We start from the raw sequence: 21,976 nt of genomic DNA on the forward strand, positions 1-21,976 counted from the left end.
CACGGCACCGGGGCGATGGCGCGGGCGAACACGGCGGCGTTCGCCGTTCCGGCGAGAAGCGCCAGACAGGCCCCGGCCAGCGCGACGGCGAAGTCGGCGGCCGGGCGGCGGACCAGCGCGTAACAGCCGGCGGCGATCGCGCCGAGGCCGGTCAGCAACGACCAGACCTGCCCGGACAGCAGCCCGACCAGTACGCCGCCCACCCCCTGGGCGCCGGCGTCCAGCTCCCGCCCGACCGGGTACACCACGGCGACCGCGCCGCCGGCGATCAGCAGCGCCCCGAGCCCGGACAGCGCCCGGATGCCGGCGGGGGAGGCCGCGGCGAGCAGGCCGAGCGCGCCCACGGCGAGCGCCCCCACGATGGTCAACGCCCACCAGGTGTACGCGTCCGGCGGCGGCACCCAGTCCAACGTGCCGTCGATCCGCACCGGGTCGGCCCCGTCGCGCAGCGGGACCGTCCAGTCCCGGACCCGGTGTTCGCGCTCCGGCGCGGCGCGGACCGCCTGCGGCGGTGCCGACTCCTGCCACAGGGCGCGCTGGTCGTGCCAGCGCGCCGTGCTGCCGTCGGCGATCCGCCGCCAGGACGGAGGCGCCGCCGGGTCCGCGTCGGCGGGGAGCGTGGTGTCCCCGGCGATGGTGCGGTTCAGGTAGGTGGCCGGGGACCGGGTGTTCTCGTACACGCCGTCCGGGCCGACCCGCAGGTACGGCTCACCCGAGTAACCGATCACCTCGATCGGGTGGCCGGTGTCGTTGGTCAGCTCCAGGCGGGCACCCGCCTCGATGACGCGTACCTCCAGGCCGGGCCGGGCCGGGGTGACGCCCGTGGCCCGGGTGCGGTAGTCGCTGCCGTTCGGGGCGTCCGCGCCGTGCGCGGCGGCGGGCGCCGCGGTGAGCAGGGTCGCCGCGCAGACGGCGGTGGCGACCAGGCTGGCGCGGGCCAGCAGGGTACGGATCACTTGTTGGCCGCCGCCACGGCTGCGGTGAGGCCCTGCGGGCTGCGGTCGGCGAGCGGCTGGCCGTTGACCAGGATGGTCGGCGTGCCGGTGACAGCGCTTCGGCTGGCCTCGTCGGTGACGTGCTCGGTCCACGTCCGGTAGGTGCCTTCCTTGACGCAGCCGCCGAACGAGCCCCGGTCGAGCCCCACCCCCGCGCCGATGTCGATCAGCTCGTCGTTGCTGAGCCCGGCGCTGCCCTCCGGCGGCTGCTTCTCGAAGAGCGCCTTGGCGTACTCCCGGAACTTGCCGCCCGCCGCGGCGCAGCCGGAGGCGGCGGAGGACCGGGTCGAGTACTCGGTGGTGGAGAAGCGGTTGAGGTACGCCACCGGGTGGTAGACCACCTTGGCCTTGTTCTCGGCCACCAACTGTTCCAGGGTGGCCCCGCTGGTCCGCTCGAACTGATTGCAGGCCGGGCAGAGGAAGTCCTCGTAGACGTCGACGGTGACCGGTCCGCCGCCGGTGACGATGCCGGTGCCGTCGGCGTTCGCGCCGGGCGGGGTGGTGAAGGTGTCCGAGCGTTGGCTGGACCAGACGGTCCAGCCGATCACACCGGCGATGACCAGCACGGCGACGGCGGCGGCGGAGACCCAGATCGTGCGGCGGCGGCGCCGTTCGCGGGCGAGCTGCTCACGGACCACCCGGGCCGCGTCCCGCTGCCCCTTGCGACTACTCATCCTCGACCTCCACAGCGGGTTCGCCGGACAGCCACCCGTCCACCGATACGGGCGTACGTGGCCAGATCAGCAGAAATCCGGCCAGCACCAAGAATCCCAGGTCCCGCAGGATCTCCGGGAGGTAACTGGGTGCCTGCCCCTCGGCCAGCTGCCCGCCACTGCCGAAACAGCCGCAGTCGATGGACAGGCCCCGCGCCCAGGCCGAGGCGATCCCTGCGACGAAGACCACCAGCAGCGCGGCCGACACCCCCGCGCCGAGCCGGGTGGCCAGCCCGAGCAGCAGCAGCACGCCCAGCGCCAGCTCGACGAAGGGCAGCGCGGCGCCGACGGCGGTCGCCACGTCGTACGGCAGCACCTGATAGGCGTTGACGGCCCGCCCGGACGCGGCCAGGTCGCCGACCTTCGACGCGCCGGCGATCAGCCACACGGCGGCGAGGCCGAGCCGGGCCGCGATGCCGAGCCAGGGTCGGACGACAGGCCAACGGCCGGCCCGCGCGGGAGGTGCTGTCACGCTCATTTGTCGTCCCGTCTCCGCCGGAAGTTCCGCGTTCAGCCGGCCAGGGCGTCGCCGACCGCCTCGACCAGCTCGTCGCGGGCCCGGGCGACCCGGGATCGGATGGTGCCCACCGGCACCCCCTCGACCGCGGCGGCCTCCGCGTACGACAGGCCGAGCAGTTGCGTGAGCACGAACGCGGCGCGCCGCTCGGCGCTCAACCGGCGGACCAGGTCGGCGGCGCCGAACTGCCGGCCGGATCCGGATGCGGTCGGTCGGTGTACGCGTTCGCCGCCAACCTCTCGTCGAGGCGGCGACGGCGGACCACGGTACGCAGATGGTCGGCGCAGGCCCGCCGGGCGATGCCGAGCAGCCAGGTGCGGGCGCTGGAGCGGCCCTCGAACCCCGGCAGCGCCCGGAAGGCCCGCAGGTAGGTCTCCTGGGTCAGATCGTCGGCGCTGTCGATGTCCACCAGAGCCACGGCGAAGCGCCAGACCTCGGCCTGGGTCAGCCGGACGAACGCGGCCTGGGCGGCCGGATCGCCGTCGCGGGCGGTCAGCGCCCACTCGGTGGCCGGATCCCGGCCGGCGTCACCGGTCGGCTCGGCTGGACCGGAGGCGCCGGCGTCACGCGGGACGGGGATCACGAGAAACCAGGTTACGCGGCGCCCGGCGCAGCGTCAGGGCCCTTCGGCCCTCGGATGGTCTGCGCCACGTCGGGAACTTTTCCCCGCACCGCGCCGACTACCTGCTCATGAGACGCGACCAGGTACGCGCGGCGCTGGTGGCTGGGTGCAGGTGAACCGTTCACCCGCCTCGGGTCGCCGAGAGCCGCGTCGGTCGGCGACCATGGCCGGCATGACTGTCGCCCCCCGCCGTTGGGTCGCCCGGCTGGCCGCAGCCGCCGGCCTCCTCGTCACCGTCGTCGCCCTGTTGATCGCGCCGGCCACCCCCGCCAGCGCCCACGCGGTGCTGTCGAGCAGCAGCCCGGCAGCTTCCGCGGTGGTGCCGAGCGGGCCGTCCGAGGTGGTCCTCACGTTCAGTGAGTCGGTCCGCAAGGTCCCCGACAAGGTCCGGGTGATCGCGCCGGACGGCTCCCGGGCCGACCGCGGTGAGCCGTCGTTCGACGGTGCCGTGGTGACCATCGGAGTGGACCCGTCCGCCGGGCGTGGCACCTACCTGGTCAGCTTCCGGGTGATCTCCGCCGACAGCCACCCCGTCTCCGGCGCGTTCACCTACTCGGTGGGCGCGCCCTCGACCCCGCCGGTCGACTCCGGCAACGACAGCCGCGCCAACCCGGTCGTGGTCAACGCGGTGAAGGTGGCCCGTTTCCTCGGCTACGCCGGCCTGGTGCTGCTGGTCGGTCCGGTGCTGGTGCTCGCCGTGCTGTGGCCGCGGCGGCTCTCCCGGCGGGGGCCGACCCGGCTGGCCTGGACCGGCCTCGGGTTGGTGGCCGTGGCCACCCTGGCCGATTTGTGGTTGCAGGTGCCCTACACCGCCGGTGGTGGCCTTTTCGAGGTGACCGGCGAGGGGCTCGGCAGCGTGTTCGGCAGCGCCTTCGGTGCCGCCCATCTGGTCCGGCTCGGCCTGCTGGCGGCTTCGGCGTTCCTGCTCCGGCCGATGCTGGCCCGCCCGTCCGGCCGCGCGGACGCGATCATCCTGGCCGTGCTCGGTGCGGCCGCGTTGCTGACCTGGCCGCTGGCCGGGCACCCGGCGGCGTCCCCGGCGCCGGCGGTGTCGGTGGTCGTCGACGCGGTCCACCTCGGCAGCATGGCGGTCTGGCTGGGCGGTCTGCTGATGCTCGGCGGCTTCCTGCTGCGCCAGGCCGACGAGCGGGAGTTGGGCGCGATCCTGCCGATCTGGTCCCGGTGGGCGGCGCTCGCCGTCTCGGCGTTGCTGCTGGCCGGCACCGTCCAGGCGTTGATCGAGGTGGCCACCCCCGACGCCCTGTTCAACACCACCTACGGACGACTGCTGCTGGCCAAGATCGGCCTGTTCGCGATCGTGATCGCCGTGGCCGCGTACTCCCGGCAGATGGTGCGTCGACGCACCGCGGCGCAGCGGCCGGCGCCGGTGCGCCGAGCGGTCTGGGTGGAGCTGGCCGTGACCGCGGTGGTGCTGGGCCTGTCCGCGACGTTGGTGCAGACGACACCGGCGCGGACCGCCGTGGCCGAGCCGTCCGGCACCCAGGCCGGCCTGTTCAGCACCACCCTGTCCAGCCCGCTCTACTCCCTGCGGGTCGAGTTGGACCCGGCCCAGCGGGGCAACAACTCGATCCACCTGTACGCGTACGCCCCGGACAACCAGTCGCAGCCGCTGCCGGTGGCGGAGTGGAAGGCCACCGCGGCGCTGCCGTCGGCCGGGATCGAGCCGATCGACGTGCCGTTGCTGCCATTGGTGGACAACCACGCGTACGGCGATGTCAGCCTGCCGGCCGCCGGTGACTGGCAACTGAAGATCACGGTCCGGACGACCGACATCGACCAGGCCACGGTGACCGCCACCGTGCCCATCCGTTAGAGAGGTTCGCGAAACCCATGACCCGACTCCGGCGTACCGCAACCGCCGCTACCGCCCTGGCGTTCACCGCCGTCGCTGTCCTCGGCTTCGCCGGGCCCGCCTCCGCCCACGTGACCGTGAACCCGAAGGAGGCGACCCAGGGCGGCTACGCCCGGGTGGCGTTCCGGGTGCCCAACGAGAGTGACACCGCGTCGACCACCAAGCTGGAGGTGGTGCTGCCGGAGAACGCGCCGGTCGGCTCGGTGTCGACCATGCCGGTACCCGGCTGGACGGTGGCCGTGGAGAAGCGCAAGGTGGACCCGCCGATCGAGGTGCACGGCAGCCAGATCACCGAGGCGGTCGCCAAGATCACCTGGACGGCCACCGGTGACGCCGGGGTGAAGCCGGGCCAGTTCCAGGAGTTCCCGGTCTCGATGGGCCCGCTGCCGAAGGTCGAGTCGATGATCTTCAAGACCCTTCAGACGTACTCGGACGGAAACGTGGCGCGCTGGATCGACGAGCCGCAGCCGGGTGGCGCGGAGCCGGAGAAGCCGGCGCCGGTGCTCACCCTCACGGCCGCCGCGCCGTCGCGTCGGCCGCGCCGGCCGCCGCCGTGACGTCGACCGACGACGATGACGACGACGAGGGCGAGGGCGACGGCCTCGCGGTCGGCCTCGCGGTGGCCGGTCTCGTCGCCGGTCTGGCCGGTCTGGCGCTGGGCGGGCTGGCGTTCGCCCGGACGCGTCGGGAGCCGGTCGCCAAGTCCTGACCCACCGCACACCCACTGGCCCGCCGGACCATCCGGCGGGCCAAGCGCGCTTTCCGGCGGCCGGAACCGTCCGTGCTGTCGATATCCCCTGATCAGGCGGCGTACGTCGGTAAGGTCGGCCGGGTATCTGGCTACGGAGGGGGACGGTGCGAATGCGTTTCGTGCGGGCGATCGCCGGAGTGCTGCTGTTGGTCATCGGGATTCCGGCGCTGTTCGCCGGCGGGGCGCTGTGGCTGGTGACCCGGCATGCCGATCCCGGTGGGGCCTTCGCCGCCCGCTTCGAGACGGTCCGCACACCCGGACACGCCGTCGTGGTCGGCGACCTCGACCGGCTGCTGCGGCAGGAGGCGCCGTTCGCGCGTACCGTGCCGACCCGGCTGCGGGTGGACGCCCGCACGCCCGGCGGCCCGGCGTTCGTCGGCCTGGCGCCCACCGCCGAGGTGCGTCGCTGGCTGGAGCCGGTGCCGCACGCCACGGTCAGTCGGGTCGCGCTGGCCCGGGGTCCGCTGCCGGTCCGGCTGGACCCGGCCGGCCCGGCCGCTGCACCGGCCACCGACGGCGCGGTCAGCCCGCTGGGCCGCCCGTTCTGGGTACGCGAGGGGATCGGCTCGCTGGAGTGGAGCGCCGACGAGCTGGCCGACGAGCCGATGAGCCTGGTGGTGATGCGCCCGGATGGCGGCGCCGACCTGGCGCTGGATCTGCGCGCCGAGTTGCGGGCGGCCTGGATCGGCCCGGCGACCTGGGGTCTGCTGGCCGCCGGGGTGCTGCTGGTGGTGGGCGCGGTGCTGCTCCTGCTGCGGCCGCAGCGCCCGCGCGAGGTGGTCTTCGTGGTCGAGCCGGACCAGGTGCCGGTGCTCGCCGGCCGGCTCGGGGTCACCTCGCTCAGCGGCCTGGGCGCCCGGGTTCCCGGTTCGGCCCCGCCGGCGGTACGGCAGCTCGCTCCGGTCGGCTCGGTGGAGCGGCCCCGCTCGGCGATCGGTGCCGAGCCGGCGCGACCGGCCACCCTCGCCGACCTGGAGGCGGCGGCGGGACAATCCTGCCCGCCCGGGGTGACGTTGAGTCTGGCCTGGCCCCCCGCGGCGGCGGAGCCGACGGTCCGGCCGGTGGAGGTGGACGAAACGGCGGGCGGCCCTCCGCGCTGCCGACACGGAGGGCCGCCCTCACCGGGGGATCGGTGCTACCCGAGCGACGCTTGAGGTAGATGAGACCAGGTTAGCCCCGATCGTGGCTACTGGGGAAGTCTGTCCATTTGGTGCGACTTTTCCGCGACTCGGGTCGAGTGGACCGGCAGGACCACCAGCAGCAGCAGGCTGAGCAGCACGTAACCGTTGCGCAGCACGAAGTCCACCGGGTCATCGGTGCGGACCGGCGCCACACCCCAGTCGTGGAACGACACCACGCCGTAGATGATCAGGGCGCCGGTGCCCACCGCCAGCCCGGCCAGCCACCGCCGCCTGCGTACCTCGTCCGGCCGGTCCGCGCTCAACGCCGCGTCGGCGAGCAGCACCACCGCCGGCACGAACCAGTAGATGTGGTGGGTCCAGGTGATCGGACTGACCAGGGCGCCGACCAGGCCGGTCAGGGTGAGGCCGGTCAGCGCGTCCCCGGCCCGCGCGGCGCGGACCGCCCGCCACAGCCCGTAGCCGGCGACCACGGCAACCACCAGCAACCAGAGCAGCCGGTCCGGCTTCTCCGGCGCGGTGAAGCGGCTGAGCAGGCCGAACAACGACTGGTTGCCGGTGTAGTCGGTGCGGCCCACCCGCTCGGTGGCCCACAGCTCGTGCGTCCAGAACCGCCACGAGTCACGCGGAGCGATCGCCGCCGCGAGCAGGGTCGCCGCCGCCGCGGTCGCACTCGCCACCGCGGCGGCCCGCCACCGACGGGTGGCCAGCAGATACACGATGAAGATGCCGGGGAAGAGCTTGAGCGCCGTCGCCAGCCCCACACCGACCCCGGCCCAGCGTCGCGCCTGCGGTACGGCGAACAGCAGATCGGCCAGGATCAGCACGACCAGCAGCATGTTGATCTGCCCGAAGGTGATCGTCTCGCGGGTGCTCTCCACCGCCAGCACCAGCAGCACCGCGACGGTGAGCGTGAACGCCCGCGGCAGGTCGTGTCGCGCGATCACCGGCGTCACCAGCCAACGGGTGGTCAGCACCACGGCCAGCACGGTGAGCACCGTGAAGATCGTCACGGTGGCACCGAGCCTCAGCAGCCCGAACGGCCACAGCAGCAGCGCGCTGAACGGCGGGTAGGTGAAGTACAGCTCGCCCTGCACCCGGTCCGGCTGGACGTAGTCGTAGAGCGGATTGCCGGCCGTCCACCACTCCATCGCGGACATGTAGATCTTCAGGTCGAAGAAGTTGTGCACCAGCCCCGGCAGGTACAGCGCCGGCAGCACGGCGATCAGAGCCACCACCGTGACCAACCGACGGACCGTACGGCCGCCGGGGTCGTCCTCGCTGACGGCGGGCGGTGCGACGGGTTCTGCTGGCACTCCGAAACCCTAGCGGTCTGCTCCACCCAGAGCGCGCAGCCGCGGGGTGTGGGCTGCGCGTAGGCTGTGCCGGTGGCTGAACTCCTCGTCTGGATCGACTGTGAGATGACCGGTTTGGACCTCGGCAGCGACAAGCTGATCGAGGTCGCCGCCCTCGTCACCGACCCCAATCTCAACGTGCTGGGTGAGGGGGTCGACGTGGTGATCCACGCCGACGAGGCCGCGCTGGAGGCGATGCCGGAGATCGTCCAGACGATGCACGCCAAGTCCGGCCTCACCGAGGAGGTGCGCCGCTCGGCGGTGACCCTGGCCGAGGCCGAGGACCTGGTGCTGGAGTACGTCCGCACCTTTGTCAAGGATCCGCGTACGGCGCCGCTGTGCGGCAACTCGATCGCCACCGACCGGGGCTTCATCGCCCGGGACATGCCCCGCCTCGACGCGCACCTGCACTACCGCATGATCGACGTCTCCTCGATCAAGGAGCTGTGCCGCCGCTGGTACCCCCGGGTGTACTTCGGGCAGCCGCAGAAGGGCCTCGCGCACCGGGCGCTCGCCGACATCCGGGAGAGCATCCGGGAGCTGGAGTACTACCGGCGCACCATCTTCGTCCCGCTGCCCGGCCCCGATGTGGAGACCGCCAAGGGCATCGCCGCCGAACTCTGACCCCTCGGGCGCTGACCCGGGAACCCGCTGGACGTGTCCGGCGGCGGTGTGGCTATTATTGGTCCGCACCCCGCCCGGTGCTATCGACCGGGCGACGGCGGCATGGTGGCTGTAGCTCAGTTGGCAGAGCACCGGGTTGTGGTCCCGGTTGTCGTGGGTTCAATTCCCATCAGTCACCCAGCAGGTCAGGCCCCCTCCTCGGAGGGGGCCTGAGTCGTTCCGGAGCCATCTCGCCTCATCGAGGCGGACACGCGAGAGCCCCCTCCGAACGGAGGGGGCTCTCGTCGTTCTGGTCGCTCAGGCGGTCGGCGTGGGGGTGGGCGTGACCGCCCCGTCCGGGGTCGGCGAGGTGTCCGGGTCGGCCGGCGGCTCGTACGGCACGGCGCTGCCCTTGACGTACTCGTCCCAGCTCATGTTCCAGTCGGTCCAGCCGTTGCCGTTCTGGAGCTTGCGCTCGGTGCCCTTGACCGTGATCGGGTCACCGATCTGCGTGTTCTTGAACAGCCAGTCACCGTTGGCCATGGACACGTTGACGCAGCCGTGCGAGACGTTCACGCTGCCCTGCTGACCCTCGGACCAGGGTGCCGCGTGGATGAACTCCCCGCCCCAGGTGAGGCGCTGCGCGAAGTCAATCTTGGTGCGGTAGCCCTCCTCCGGGCCCAGCTCCTCCATCGTGTCGAAGACCGTCTTGCGCAGCTTCTCGATGACGACCATGGTGCCGCTGGACGACGGGGTGCTCTTCTTGCCCAGGCTGACCGGGATGGTCTTGATCACGGAGCCGTTGCGGGTCACCGTCATCCGCTTGGTCCTGTTGTCCACCGTCATGACCACCGCGGCGCCGATCTTGATGTCCACCGAGAGGTCGGCACGGCCGTACCAGCCGTCACCCATCGGCAACCCGCCGGCCTGCACGCGGTAGGAGACCTTGCTGCCGGTCTTCCAGAACTCCTTCGGCCGGTACCGCACCTCGGTGGGGCTGACCCAGTGCCAGATGCCCTCCTGGGCGGGCGTCGAGGTCACCGTCATCCGGCGCTGCACGTCGTCGCGGTAGTCCTCCGGAACGGACCGGTCGAACTTCACGATCAGTGGCATCCCGACGCCGACGACCTGGTTGTCGCCGAGGAAGCTGCTCACCCGGATCTGCTTGCCCGGCTCGGCCATGGTGGTGAAGGTGCTGGTCGCGGTGGCCGGACGACCGTCGTCTCCGGTCGCGGTCACGGTGGCGGTGTAGCTCGTGCCGTACGCCAACGCCCCGCCCGGAAGCCAGGTCTTGCCGTCGGCGGCGAGGGTGCCCTCGACCGCCTTGCCGGCCGCGTCCTTGAGCTCGACGGCGGTCTCCACGGCGTCCTTCGTGCTGAAGGTGATGCCGGTGGACGCCGGCACGTCCTTGGCGTCGGCCGCCGGTTCGCTGATGGCCGCCGAGGCATTGGGCGCCGGGCTCTCGCCGCCGCCCTGCCACGAGGACGGTTTGCCGTCGCCGTCGGTGCAGGCGGAGGTGAAGGCCAGCGCCACGGCGAGAAGCCCTGCCGCGAGTACGCGGCGTCGCCGACGCGGCCGGATCAGCTGGTCCTGGCTAGCTCGCATGATTCCCTCACAGTCCGTGGTCCCTGACCCATCGTCTCTTACTGACGCGTGAGGGCTGGCCCTGGTTGCCGAGGGTGAACCGAAACACGCCGACCACTTTGCCGGAATTTTGCTACCATCCGGCGTTTCGTGAATCGGGTTCGTCTCCGTACCGGGTCCGAGGGGTTGCCGCCGCCGTCGTTGCGTCGCGGGCAGTGCAAGGGTACGCGCCGGCCCCCGCTGTCGGCAGGGCCGGCGCGACAGCGCCCACGGCTCAGAGCGTCGGGCCGGACCCATCCTTGGGCACCGGCAGGGCGCTGCCCTTCACGAAGTCCGACCAGCTCAGACTCCACGCCGTCCAGCCGTTGCCGGCGGTGATCCTGCGCTCGGTGCCCTTGATCGTGATCGGGTCGCCGATCCGTGTCTTGTCGAACAGCCACTTGGCGTTCGCCATCGACACGTTCACACAGCCGTGCGAGACGTTCTGCCGCCCCTGCACATGCTCCGACCAGGGCGCGGCGTGGATGTACTCGCCGCCCCAGGTGAGGCGCTGCGCGAAGTCGATGTCGGTGACGTAGCGGTTGGCCGGGTCCGGGTCGTCGCGGGTGTCGAAGACCGTGGACTCCTTCTTCTCCATCACCACCATCGTGCCGCTCGACGACGGCGTGCTCTTCTTGCCCAGGCTCACCGGGATGGTGCGCACCAACGCGCCGTTCTCGTACACCAACATCTTCTTGTTGGCGTTGTCGACCTTCATCTCGAACGAGCGGCCGATCTTGGCGGTGGCCTTGCGGTCGACGTCGCCGTACTTGCCGTTGCTCAGCGGCACCCCGGCCAACGCGATCCGCACCGTGATGGTCGTGCCGGGCTTCCAGTACGCCGGTGCCCGGTAGTACGCCTGGGTGCCGTTGTCGACCCAGTGCCAGGCCCCCGGCTGCGGCGGGTCCGTGCGGACGAACATCCGCTTCTGCACCGCCGCCCGGTCCTTCTTCGGGATGCCCGGGTGGAACTCGGTGACCACCGGCATGGCCACCCCGTAGCTCTTGTCGTCGAACAGGTACAGGCCGGATCCGATGGTCGACTTCGGCTTGGCCATCGTCGTGAAGCTGCTGGTGCCCTGGCTGCTGGTGCCGTCGGGCGCGTTCGCCGTCACCGTGGCGGTGTACCGGGTCCCGTACTTCAGCGCGGCCGACGGCACCCAGGAGGAGCCGTCGGTGCGCAGCTTGCCCTCCACCGGGCTCCCGCCGTCGGCCGTCAGGGTGACCGCGGACACCTTCGCGCCGTCCGGGAGCTTGGCGCTGATCTCCGTGCTCACCGGTTTGTTCTTCGTGCCGTCGGCCGGGCTCAATGTGAGCGGCGGCCCGCTCGGCGTCGCCGGCGTCGAGGGCGTGGCCGAGGGGTCGGCGCCCGCGCTCGCGTCGGACGACGTCCCTCCGCCCACGAATTCCGGCTTCTTCTGCTCGTCGCCGCACCCGGTCAGTGTCAGCGACGCCGCCAGGGTCAGAGCGCCCACCACCGCCCCGGCTCGCGTGAACCGTGCCATCCCCACCTCTGTTCTCGCGTACCTGGCGGACATCGTGCCGTATCAGTGCCGAGACCCACGCCCCTGTGTTCAGCGCACTGGCCGACTTATGGCTATTTGCCCGATAAGCTCGACCGAAGGGGGGAGCCGGGTAACCGGATTGGAGCCCGGCTCAGCCGGGTGCTAATGTTCTCCCCGTTGCCGACGAGCGCCGCTAGCTCAACTGGCAGAGCAGCGGACTCTTAATCCGCGGGTTCGGGGTTCGAGTCCCTGGCGGCGCACTTCTGATCAAGGTCCTGGGCTGGCGTGGTACGCCGGGCCAGGGCTTTTTTCGTGTCCCGCCCCGATGGCCGATCGCTGTCGTGCGGCAAGGTCCACGGCCGGCCCCTCGCCGGTCTAGATTCCTCCGCGGTTGACATCGGAGACGGCGAGGGGCGCAGGTGGGCGACGAGAAGGTCAGCGAACGAGGCTTCCGGGACGGGTTCGACCTGCTCGTCACCCCCGACGCCCGGTTCACGCGGTTGCTGCGGCGAGACCTGCGGCGGACCAGTCATACCTTCGCCATCGCCGGCCTGCTGCTGTCGATCACGAGCCTCGGTACGTTCATGGCCGACGGCGCCTGGTTCCTCGCCGGGCTGTTCGGCCTCCCGTTCGGGGTGGTCTGGTGCTTCGCGGGGCTGCTCAACGGTTCGCTGTACCTGCGACGCAACCCCCAGATGCTGGCGCCGCTGCGGTACGCGTTCACCGCGGAGGCCATCGAGTGGCACACCGCCCACACGTCGCTGCGGTTGCCGTGGACGGCGGTCAAGCACGTCAGTCGTATGCGCGAGGCGTACCGCCTGGACTGTGCCGACCAGCACCCGCGGTACCTGTGCCGCACGACACTGACCCCGTCCCAGGACGCGCAGGTGGCGGCGTACCTCGACGAGCGCCTGGCCGCGCGCCTGGCCGCCGGGACGTCCGTGCGGTCGATGCCACCCGACGGTGGTGGCCGTTAGCGCGACGACGTGGACGCTGATCCCGTCCCGAACACCGTCCACGGTGTCCCGCGCCTCAAGTAATGCTCAAATTCGGGTCGCCTGACCCGGTGCCGTGGCAAACGCACATACGCTCACCGAACTCGGCTCGCGCACAGCCCTTCGGACCCTTCTCGCAGCGACAACCATCGTTGTACGCAGGCACCACGTACGCGAGTTCCCACCGTCTGTTCTCAATGAAGGGGTTGCCTGCACCTCAAGCAGCTGTCCCAAGTGGAAGGAGGGGGAAATGCGACGCAGACAACGGCGCATCGCGTTTGTGGCGCTGCCCGCCCTGGTGGCGGGCGTCCTCGTGGCGAGCGGGCCCGCGGGCGCAGATCCCACGGGGTCGACCGCCACGGGCGGCCCCGGACTGTCCCAGCCCGAGGATCGGGACCAGGCACGCCCCGTACACATCAAGCTGGCCGGCGCCGACATGCTGGACAGGGTGGTCGCCGCCGGCTTCGACCTGGAGCACGGCCTCAAACGCGTGCCGACCGGCATCGAAGGCGAGGCGGTGGTCACCGCCGAGCAGATCACCCAACTGAAGGCGATCGGCGTCGAGGTCCTCGGCGACGACGCGGGCTTCGCGTGGAGTGACCAGGCCGACGGCGGCATCCAGGGAGCTGCCGCGCGGGCGGTCCAACCATCGACCCACGAGGCGACGGTACGCATCGCCCGCGCCGACTGGTTCACCACGAAGGGCCAGGGCTTCCTCTACGTCGAGGCGCGGACCACCGAGGGGCAGCAGGCCGAACCGGTCGTCGAGATGCAGCTCGAAAACGACTCGGGCAAGGGCACGCCGTTCGGCTTCGCCCGGACGATGAGCCGGTTCGTCGACTCCGGGCAGTACATGTTCCACCGGAACCTGTTCAAGCTCGACGCTCGCCCCAACAGGATCCAGGTGACGAGCTCCACCGGCGGCGTGGCAACCGGCGCCGTCTCCGACTGGCTGGAGGACGCCCCGCCGCCGCTGACGGCGAACCCGTCCTACAAGTCGGACTTCGTGGACGGCTACCGGCACCCGCAGCAGCTCTACAGCCGCGCCAAGGAGATCGCCCGCCAGTACCCGGACATCGCCGAGATCATCTACCTGCCGAACCAGACCAACGGCTACCAGCGCAAGGCCCAGGCCACGATCGGCGGTACGGGGCAGGAGGCGGTCGTCGTCAGCTCGGCCGCGTGGGGCCACGAGGGTGGCAACGACGTCACGGTCGAGTTCGTGGACCGGCCGGGAGCGGACCTCCCGCTCGCGGTGGAGGTCGCGGGCAAGGCGGTCCGCGTCCTCCTCGCGAAGGACGCCTCCGGAGCGCTGGCGAGTACGGCCAACCACGTGGCGGAGGCGCTGCGGACCCAGTCCCAGGGCCTCATCGACCGGGCGCACCCGTATCGCACCAACGCGGGCACCGGCATCGTCGCGCCGACGGCCGGCCCGGTCGCGCTGACCGACTTCCTCGATCAGAAGCGCGCCGGCGCACCGGCGGGCGAGGTCCCGCGAGGCCCGGTCACGATCCCCGTCCTGCGGATCGGCAAGCACCGTGACGGTAAGAAACCCGGTGTCCTGATCCAGGCGCAGGACCATGCCCGCGAGTGGGTGCCGGCGACGACCAGCCTGGAGTCGGCCGAGCGTCTGGTGCACAACTACCGGTCCGACCGGGAGACGAAGAAGATCGTCGAGAACACCGACGTCTTCTTCATCCTCTCCAACAACCCCGACGGGGCGAACTACAGCTTCTACAACTTCGCCTCGCAGCGTAAGAACATGACGAACCACTGCCCGGACGCGACCGCCGATCCGGGGCAGCGGAACTCCTGGGGCGTCGATTTGAACCGGAACTACCGGGTCGGGTCGGGCCACGACGGCTACGCGGGAGGGTCGACCAGCTGCGTCAGCGGCACCTACCAGGGGCCGGAGGAGCTGTCCGAGCCCGAGTCGAAGAACATCATCTGGCTGGTCGGGAAGTATTCGAACATCAAGTTCATGATGTCGGTGCACTCCAACGGCGGTCAGCTGTTCTGGCAGCCCGGCGCGTACATCGCGGACGGACGGATCACCACGCCGCGTCCGCCGCTGGGTGACGAGGCGTTCTACTGGCAGTCGGCCGCCAGGATCCTGTCGCAGGTCAAGGCGCACCGGGAAACCGTCGTCACACCGGAGAACGTCGGCGGCTCGTCCGACGTCCTGTACTCCTCCGCGGGCAACGTGCGCGAGGATCTGTACTACACCTACGGGATCTACGCCTTCGGCTGGGAGGTCGGCGGCTCCGTCTACAACCCGGCCACCGGCGACTGGCAGGGCGGTTCGTTCCAGCCGGAATGGGCTGGGAACCCCGAGCTCGTCAGCGGCCACGCCGAGACGATGGAGTACGCCAACGGGATCATGGAGATGTTCCGGGTCGCGGCGGACTGGGGCCGGGACAGGAAGGACCCGACGTCCCGGCTCGTCCCGGGCGACGGGACATACCGCGGGCCCGTCGACGTGCGTTTCGAGACGAGTGAGCCGGCCACCATCTACTACACGACGGACGGCAGTCGACCCACGCTCCAGTCGCCACGCTACGCGGCGACCGAGTTCCGTGAGCCGGGGCAGGTGTTCCACGTGACCGAGACGACGACGTTCCGCTGGTTCTCGGTGGACAGCGCCGGCAACATCGAGAAGAACTACGACCCGACGAAGAACGACAAGCGCAACAACTACCGCACGGCGACGATCAGGATCGTCAAGAGGTAGTGCCCGTCTCGTGATCATTGCCTCGTCGGTCGGGGTTCACCCGCACTGGCGAGGCAATGACCCGGGCACGCGGCACCCGGGGCGCAGGGAGTCGCCGGTCCACTGCCGGTGCTGCCATCAATCGTCGTACGTCTATAGTTGCGTCAATCACTAGATCATGGCCGTGGTTAGCGCGGCCGGATCGTCGAAGCGCTTCGACGATCCGTCGTTCAGGCCCGTCAACCGGGTGTCGAGCCTGGCCACGCCGGTCTCGGCGCCCCTGGCGTCGGTCGTACGACATGAGGAGAACCGCATGCGGAACAGGCGCCTCCGGCGTGGAATCACCGCGCTCGCGCTCGCTTTGCTGGCCCTGCCGGCCGTTCCCGGCACCGCGCTCGCCGAACCCACCTACCCCTTCCGAGATCCACACCTGCCGGTGCACGCCCGGGTCGACGACCTGCTCGGGCGGCTCACCCAGGACGAGAAGATCTCGTGGCTGCACCAGTACCAGCCAGCCATTCCCCGGCTGGGCATCGGCCTGTTCAAGACCGGCACCGAGGCCCTGCACGGGGTCGCCTGGTCGACCGACATCGACAACAACGGCGCGGTCGTGAAGGCGCGCGGCACGTCCTTCCCCCAGCCGGTGGGCATGGCGAGCACCTGGGACCCCGACCTGATCCAGCGGGTCGGCTCGGCCGTCGGCGACGAGGCACGCGGCTACCACGCGCAGAACCCCCGAGTCTGGGGCCTCAACCTCTGGGCGCCGGTGGTCAACCTGCTCCGCGATCCCCGGTGGGGCCGCAACGAGGAGGGCTACTCCGAGGACCCGCTGCTCACCGCGGCCATCTCCACCGCGTACGGCTCGGGGATGACCGGCGGGGACCCGGACCACCTAAAGAGCGCCCCGACCCTCAAGCACTACCTGGCCTACAACAACGAGGTCCGGCGCGATGTCACCTCGTCGAACGTGCCCCCACGGGTGCTCAACGAGTACGACCGCGCCGCCTTCAAGCCGGCCATCGCCGCCGACGCGGCGACCGGCGTGATGGCCTCCTACAACCTGGTCAACGGCCGTCCCGCCACGGTGGATCCGGATCTTGCCACGGTGGTGCGCGGCTGGACCGACCAGCCGCTGATGAACGTCACGGACGCCTGGGCGCCGAACAACCTCGTCGCCTCCCAGGGGTACTACCCCACGCAGGCCGAGGCGAACGCCGCGATCATCAAGGCCGGCCTCAACAGCTTCATCACCGACGACACCAACGCGCAGCCGACCGTCACCGCCATCAAACAGGCGCTGGCGACCGGCCTGCTCACCGAGCAGGACATCGACGCCCGGATCCGGGAGATTCTCAACGTCCGGTTCCGGTTGGGTGAGTTCGACCCGGGCGGCGGCCGGTACGGCGGCATCACCCCGGACGTCATCAACAGTCCCGAACACCAGCGACTCGCCCGGCAAGCCGCCGGCGAGGCGATGGTGCTGCTGAAGAACTCCCGGCAGGCCCTCCCGCTGGACCCGACCCGCACCCGCAAGGTCGCCGTCCTGGGCCCGCTGGCCGACACCCTCTACTCCGACTGGTACGGCGGCGACCTGCCGTACGAGGTGACCGCACTCGACGGCATCCGGGAACGACTGGGCGGCTCGGCCACCGTCAGCGGGCTCGACGGGGCGGACCGGATCGCGCTGAAGGTCCCCGCGACCGGCCGGTACGTGACGGCCACCGGCACCACCGACGCCGACCCGGTCGCCGCCACCGGCGCCACCGCCGAACTCGCCGCCCAGTTCGACGTGGTGGACTGGGGGCAGGACGTGGTGACACTGCGCAACGCCGCCAACGGCCGCTATCTCGGCTACAACTGGGGGCCGTTCCTCACCCGGGACGCGCAGCCGAACGGCTGGTACGTCCAGCAGCAGTTCAAGCTGGAGCCGCAGGCCGACGGTACGGTCGCGCTGCGCTACGCCGGCTACGAGACCACGGAGAGCTGGTTCGGCGCCGACACGTACGTCACGGTCGCGCCGACGGCGCCCTCAAGCTCGGCGCGTCCACGGCGGCCGACGCGACCCACTTCAGTCGCGAGGTGCTCAGCAGCGGGATCGACCGGGCCGTCGCGGCCGCCAAGGCGGCCGACACCGCCGTCCTGGTCGTCGGTAGTAACCCGTTCATCAACGGGCGCGAGGCGCACGACCGCACCTCCACCGCCCTGAGTGCCGGCCAGGAGGCGCTGGTCAAGGCCGTGACCAAGGCCAACCCGCGTACGGTGCTGGTGCTCCAGACCAGTTACCCGGTCACCATCGGATGGGAGCAGGAGCACGTTCCGGCCATCGTCTGGACCACCCATGCGGGCGCCGAGACCGGGCACGCCGTCGCCGACGTCCTGTTCGGCGACCGCAACCCGTCCGGCAAGCTCACCCAGACCTGGTACCGCTCGGACGGGCAACTGCCACCGGACCTGCTGGAGTACGACATCATCACGTCCGGGCAGACCTACCTGTACAGCACCGCGAAGCCGCTCTACCCGTTCGGCCACGGGCTGTCGTACACCCGGTTCCGGTACGGCCAGCCGCGCACCGGCGCCACCTCGGTCGCGGCCGACGGCACCATCACGGTCAGCGTCGACGTGACCAACACCGGCACTCGGGCCGGGTCCGAGGTCGTCCAGCTCTACACCCACCAGCGCACCTCGCGCGTCAAGACCCCGATCCGCCAGCTCAAGGCGTTCCAGCGGGTGGAACTCGCGCCGGGGCAGACCCGGACCGTGACGGTGCGACTGCCCGCCGCCGACCTGGCGCACTGGGACGTCACCCGCAGCCGGTGGGTGGTCGAGTCGTCCGTGCACGACCTGATGGTGGGCGCGTCCGCCGAGGACTTCCGGGCGCGGACCGCGATTCGGGTACGGGGTGAGGTGATCCCCGCCCGTGACCTGTCCCGGCCCACCCGGGCGGAGAACTTCGACAGGTACTCCGGGGTTCGGCTGGTCGACGAGACGAAGGCCCGCGGCACGGCCGTCGGTGCCACCGCGGCCGGCCAGTGGATCGCCTTCGCCGGTTCCGCGCTGCGTCCCGGCGCCCACACCCTCACCGCGAGGGTCGCCAGGGCGGACGCGGGCGCCGGCACGATCCAGGTCCGGCTGGGCTCACCCACCGGCCGGCTGCTCGGCACGGCCACCGTGCCCAGCACCGGGGACGACTACCGGTACGTCAGCGTCAACGCTGAGTTGGCCCGCGCCGCCGGCACCCACGACGTGTACCTGGTGTTCGACTCCGCGCTGCGGCTGGCGGACTTCTCCATCAGGTGACCTGAGCCCGGGGCCGGGTCGATCGTCGGCCCGGCCCCGGGCCTTCGGTTCGTCAGCTCGCCGTGCAGGGCAGTGTGGGCGTGCTGGGCGTACCGGTGGACGAGCCGAGAAACCCGAACGTGGTGTTGGCGCCAGCGCCGAGGTCCCCGCGGTGACCCGTAGCGGGCGCGACATCGCCGTCGGTCTGCGGCTCGGCGAACCACACCTGAGCGGGACGCGACGTGGCGGCGAAGGCTTCCGCCAGGTACGTCCGCCGATGACGCCACCGCGCGAACGCGGATTCGTCGGATGACGGCAGCGGGGTCTGGGAGTCAGGCGGGGCGCTCCGCCCGATCCGAACGCATTTGCGCATAGACCGCCTCCAATCGATGGTTGCATTCGTCACACGTGTGACCTACGCTTCGGGCAAGACTTTCGTAGCGATTGGCAAAAGAGTGCGGTCGGGCGACAGAAGTCCCCCGCCGGCCCTTAGTGGCGTCGCTGTTTCCGTACTCGTCGCTCGATAAGCACGTGGGCCCGTGTCGACGGCAAGTGAGAGGAACAGTGCGTGAAAACAATCGTGTCCACCGCTCGCACGTCATTGTTGGCAGCAGCGGTGCTCGTCGCCGCGGTGCTGCCGGCCGTGATGACAAACCAGTCGCCGGCATCGGCGGCGGTCCAGCAGACCTTCTACGTCGCACCCGACGGCAACGACACCAACCCGGGCACCATGCAGTCCCCATTCAGGACTCTGCAACGAGCCCGGGATGTCGTCCGCACGGTGAACGCGAGCATGACCGGCGATATCAACGTGTACCTGCGCGGTGGGAACTATCCGGTCAGCGGTACCGTCGAGTTCGGCGCCGCCGACTCCGGTACCAACGGGTTCCGGGTGGTCTATGCCGCCTACCCCAACGAGAGGCCCGTCCTCGACGGGGGCGTCCAGGTCACCGGGTGGACCCAGCACAGCGGCAACATCTGGAAGGCGCCCCTGGACCGCGCCAACAAGCTGCGGACGCTCTATGTCAATGACAAGCGCGCGTACATGGCGTCGAAGACGATCAGCTCGGCGGGGTGCTACGGGACGTACAACATCACCGCTGGCCAGGCCGACTGGGCCTGGGAGTCGGGATCGCAATGTGATGGCGCCAAGTACAGCCTGAGCGATTTTCCCGCCATCGCCCGCAACCACGACGATATCGAGATCGAAACGGGGACGACCTGGACCACGGCCATCGTGGGCGTCCGCCAGGTGACGACGAGTTCCGACGGCGCGAACCGGGTTGCCCTGTTCCAGCAACCGGGTGCGGCCATCGCCCAGGGTGCCTTCAACGGCAATGCGCAGGTGGGTGGCACCCACAAGGTCATGAACGCCTACGAGTTCCTGGATACACCCGGCGAGTTCTACTTCGACAAGAGCAGCCGGACGGTCTACTACTACAAGGCCACCACCGAGAACATGTCGACCGCGACGGTCTACGCGCCGAACAACGTGGCCACCGTGCTGCGCGTTGCCGGCTCCTCGACGAGCAACCACGCGCGTAACATCACGTTCTCCGGTCTGACGGTGCAGCACTCCGACTGGAACCTGGTCAACGTCGCCGGCTCGTCCTTCAAGCAAGCTCAGCAGGGCAATCTGAGCGCCAACGTGTACGCGAAGGGCAACTTCCACGTCTACTACTACCGCAATGTCGACGTTACTCCCGGCATCCTCCAGATCCAGAATGCCGACGGGATCCTCCTGCAGCGCAACCGGATCCAGCACACCGGCGGCGACGGAATCAACATGGTCAACGACGTGCAGGGCACGCAGTTGATCGGGAACCACACCAACGACGTCGCCGGTTCCGCCATCACCGTGGGTCATCCCCAGCATGTCTACATCGGAGACGGCACGTCGACCAACCGCGAGAAGTACTCCGCACAGGTCGAAGGACTGCCGAAGAACATCGACATCAAGAACAACTACATCTACGACAGCGCCGTCTTGTTCAACGGGCACAGCCCGATCTCGGCGTACTTCGCCGATACCCTCACCATTCAGCACAACCGGATCGAGAAGAGCCCGTGGTCGGGCATCACCCTCGGCTGGGGCTGGTGGAATTTCGACGGATCATCGGGCTCGATCGTGCCCAACCGCCCCACCACGACGGCGAGAAACAACACCATCAGCTACAACCACATCATCGACACGGTGCAGCGCCTGAGCGACACGGCTCCGATCTACACGCTGGGCAGTCAGCCGGGGACGACGATCACGAACAACTACCTCCAAGGCGTGCCCGCCGGCCACAAGTACGGACTGCACCCGGACGAGGGATCGGCGTTCATCACGTTCCGCGACAACGTTCTGAGTATCGACAAGAACGTCACCTGGATGATCAATTCCGACGATTTCGGGCGAAAGCACGATTTGAGCATCACGCAGATCTACGGCCCGATCAACAAGGTCTCGAACAAGAATCTGCCGAACAGCACGATCCAGGACATCCTCGTCTCCTCCGACTACGTCTGGCCGGCGGCCGCCTATGGCATCGCGGTGAACTCCGGCCTCGAGGATCCGTTCCGGGACATCATCCCGACGAGCAACTTCTCCGCGCCGAACTACGTCCTACCGGCCAGCACGTTCGTCAGCAGCGGAACGTCGTCGATTCCGATCCGAAGCGTCGGTGACGCGACCAGGACGATCTGGCTGGCTCCCTCCGGTACGACCACCTTCGCCGCCGGCCCGACGATGACCAGCGCAGGCGGCACCGCCACCTCCATCGCCGTGCCGACGGCACCCGGCGAGTACCGGCTGTACGTTCTTGACGCCCAGGGCAATCGATCAGCCGAGTCGACCTCGATCGTCCGGCAGCAGGGCACCGGCAGCGGTCAGCGGAACGGACAACTCGTGGGTGGCCAGTCGGGCCGCTGCGTCGACGTGCCCAACTCCACGACCGCCAACGGCACCCAGGTGCAGCTCTGGGACTGCTCCGGCGGCACGAACCAGCGGTGGGGCTACACCGCCAGCAAGCAGTTGACCGTGTACGGCAACAAGTGCCTGGACGCCTCCGGGGCGGGCACGGCCAACGGCACGGCGGTCATCATCTGGGACTGCCACGGCGGACTCAACCAGCAGTGGAACGTCAACGCCAACGGCACCGTCACGAACGTCCAGTCCGGCCTCTGCATCGATGCCAACGGCGCCGCCACCGCCAACGGCACAAAGGTCATCCTCTGGTCGTGCAATGGTGGCGCCAACCAGCTGTGGAGCCTGCGCAGCTGACCGGCCACGCCTGGGGCCGGGCCGACCCGGCC

At 70.2% G+C, this 21,976-nt stretch carries 13 protein-coding genes, 2 tRNA genes and 3 pseudogenes; 11 read left to right on the forward strand and 7 right to left on the reverse strand.

The window, feature by feature from the left end:
- The 4 genes and pseudogenes from JNW91_RS05830 to JNW91_RS05845 form a co-directional block, all read right to left on the reverse strand.
- The coding region (locus tag JNW91_RS05830) for a hypothetical protein (RefSeq protein ID WP_203173898.1) at nucleotides 1-956 on the reverse strand (956 nt) is incomplete at its 3' end.
- On the reverse strand, nucleotides 953-1,669 hold the full coding sequence (locus JNW91_RS05835) for a DsbA family protein (RefSeq protein WP_203173899.1): 717 nt from the start codon (nucleotides 1,667-1,669) through the stop codon (nucleotides 953-955). The genes JNW91_RS05835 and JNW91_RS05830, both read right to left, overlap by 4 nt.
- Nucleotides 1,662-2,186, reverse strand: coding sequence for a MauE/DoxX family redox-associated membrane protein (locus JNW91_RS05840; protein ID WP_203173900.1), 525 nt, complete (start codon nucleotides 2,184-2,186; stop codon nucleotides 1,662-1,664). Before JNW91_RS05840 ends, JNW91_RS05835 begins: the two co-directional genes overlap by 8 nt.
- A 32-nt stretch (nucleotides 2,187-2,218) precedes the next feature.
- Nucleotides 2,219-2,808 (reverse strand): annotated as a pseudogene (locus JNW91_RS05845) (sigma-70 family RNA polymerase sigma factor).
- 202 nt (nucleotides 2,809-3,010) lie between these two features.
- On the opposite strand from JNW91_RS05845, the gene JNW91_RS05850 reads away from it, so the two are divergent.
- The 3 genes and pseudogenes from JNW91_RS05850 to JNW91_RS33855 all read left to right on the forward strand — a co-directional run bounded on the left by JNW91_RS05850 (nucleotide 3,011) and on the right by JNW91_RS33855 (nucleotide 6,625).
- On the forward strand, nucleotides 3,011-4,681 hold the full coding sequence (locus JNW91_RS05850) for a copper resistance CopC/CopD family protein (protein ID WP_203173901.1): 1,671 nt from the start codon (nucleotides 3,011-3,013) through the stop codon (nucleotides 4,679-4,681).
- Between the two features lie 17 nt (nucleotides 4,682-4,698).
- Nucleotides 4,699-5,429 (forward strand): annotated as a pseudogene (locus JNW91_RS05855) (YcnI family copper-binding membrane protein).
- A gap of 152 nt (nucleotides 5,430-5,581) precedes the next feature.
- Nucleotides 5,582-6,625, forward strand: a complete 1,044-nt coding sequence (locus JNW91_RS33855) for a hypothetical protein (RefSeq protein WP_407664265.1) — start codon at nucleotides 5,582-5,584, stop codon at nucleotides 6,623-6,625.
- 32 nt (nucleotides 6,626-6,657) lie between these two features.
- Here JNW91_RS33855 and JNW91_RS05865 read toward each other — a convergent pair whose 3' ends face one another.
- Nucleotides 6,658-7,926 (reverse strand): glycosyltransferase 87 family protein, encoded by a 1,269-nt coding sequence (locus JNW91_RS05865; RefSeq protein WP_203173902.1) that lies wholly within the window; start codon nucleotides 7,924-7,926, stop codon nucleotides 6,658-6,660.
- Nucleotides 7,927-7,992: 66 nt separating this feature from the next.
- Between JNW91_RS05865 and orn the strand changes: the two genes are divergently transcribed.
- Together orn and JNW91_RS05875 are read left to right on the forward strand one after the other, a co-directional pair.
- Entirely contained in the window at nucleotides 7,993-8,589 is a 597-nt protein-coding gene (orn, locus tag JNW91_RS05870) for an oligoribonuclease (RefSeq protein ID WP_203173903.1), read from the forward strand.
- Nucleotides 8,590-8,694: 105 nt separating this feature from the next.
- Nucleotides 8,695-8,767 (forward strand) — tRNA-His (locus JNW91_RS05875).
- 119 nt (nucleotides 8,768-8,886) lie between these two features.
- On the opposite strand, the gene JNW91_RS05880 is transcribed toward JNW91_RS05875, so the two are convergent.
- Both JNW91_RS05880 and JNW91_RS05885 read right to left on the reverse strand, forming a co-directional pair.
- Nucleotides 8,887-10,173, reverse strand: a complete 1,287-nt coding sequence (locus JNW91_RS05880; RefSeq protein ID WP_203173904.1) for a L,D-transpeptidase — start codon at nucleotides 10,171-10,173, stop codon at nucleotides 8,887-8,889.
- A 253-nt stretch (nucleotides 10,174-10,426) separates the two neighbouring features.
- Nucleotides 10,427-11,695, reverse strand: a complete 1,269-nt coding sequence (locus JNW91_RS05885; protein ID WP_203173905.1) for a L,D-transpeptidase — start codon at nucleotides 11,693-11,695, stop codon at nucleotides 10,427-10,429.
- A gap of 187 nt (nucleotides 11,696-11,882) precedes the next feature.
- Between JNW91_RS05885 and JNW91_RS05890 the strand changes: the two genes are divergently transcribed.
- From JNW91_RS05890 to JNW91_RS05910, 6 genes and pseudogenes are all read left to right on the forward strand, one after another.
- A tRNA-Lys gene (locus JNW91_RS05890) sits at nucleotides 11,883-11,955 on the forward strand.
- A gap of 159 nt (nucleotides 11,956-12,114) precedes the next feature.
- Complete coding sequence (locus tag JNW91_RS05895) at nucleotides 12,115-12,672, forward strand: hypothetical protein (RefSeq protein ID WP_203173906.1); 558 nt, start codon at nucleotides 12,115-12,117, stop codon at nucleotides 12,670-12,672.
- A gap of 268 nt (nucleotides 12,673-12,940) precedes the next feature.
- Nucleotides 12,941-15,421 carry a M14 family metallopeptidase gene (locus tag JNW91_RS05900; protein ID WP_203173907.1) on the forward strand — a complete coding sequence of 827 codons (2,481 nt, stop codon included), beginning with the start codon at nucleotides 12,941-12,943 and terminating at the stop codon, nucleotides 15,419-15,421.
- Between the two features lie 292 nt (nucleotides 15,422-15,713).
- Nucleotides 15,714-17,081: pseudogene (locus JNW91_RS31950) on the forward strand (glycoside hydrolase family 3 protein); the annotation flags it as partial.
- Between the two features lie 398 nt (nucleotides 17,082-17,479).
- A complete protein-coding gene (locus JNW91_RS31955) occupies nucleotides 17,480-18,697 on the forward strand; it encodes a glycoside hydrolase family 3 protein (protein WP_407664264.1) in 1,218 nt (405 codons plus the stop codon).
- Between the two features lie 547 nt (nucleotides 18,698-19,244).
- The gene (locus tag JNW91_RS05910) at nucleotides 19,245-21,944 is read left to right on the forward strand and encodes a ricin-type beta-trefoil lectin domain protein (RefSeq protein WP_203173908.1); all 2,700 of its coding nucleotides are present in this window, start codon (nucleotides 19,245-19,247) and stop codon (nucleotides 21,942-21,944) included.
- Nucleotides 21,945-21,976: the final 32 nt, after the last annotated feature.

It is taken from the genome of Micromonospora parastrephiae, from assembly GCF_016802865.1.
GTDB lineage: Bacteria > Actinomycetota > Actinomycetes > Mycobacteriales > Micromonosporaceae > Micromonospora > Micromonospora parastrephiae.

Bases quoted from the DNA above. Each gene is read 5' to 3' on its own strand.
- JNW91_RS33855 (WP_407664265.1), top strand. From the start codon at position 5,582: ATGCGTTTCGTGCGGGCGATCGCCGGAGTGCTGCTGTTGGTCATCGGG.
- JNW91_RS05900 (WP_203173907.1), top strand. From the start codon at position 12,941: ATGCGACGCAGACAACGGCGCATCGCGTTTGTGGCGCTGCCCGCCCTG.
- JNW91_RS05885 (WP_203173905.1), bottom strand. From the start codon at position 11,695: ATGGCACGGTTCACGCGAGCCGGGGCGGTGGTGGGCGCTCTGACCCTG.
- JNW91_RS05880 (WP_203173904.1), bottom strand. From the start codon at position 10,173: ATGCGAGCTAGCCAGGACCAGCTGATCCGGCCGCGTCGGCGACGCCGC.
- JNW91_RS05835 (WP_203173899.1), bottom strand. From the start codon at position 1,669: ATGAGTAGTCGCAAGGGGCAGCGGGACGCGGCCCGGGTGGTCCGTGAG.
- JNW91_RS05850 (WP_203173901.1), top strand. From the start codon at position 3,011: ATGGCCGGCATGACTGTCGCCCCCCGCCGTTGGGTCGCCCGGCTGGCC.
- JNW91_RS05840 (WP_203173900.1), bottom strand. From the start codon at position 2,186: ATGAGCGTGACAGCACCTCCCGCGCGGGCCGGCCGTTGGCCTGTCGTC.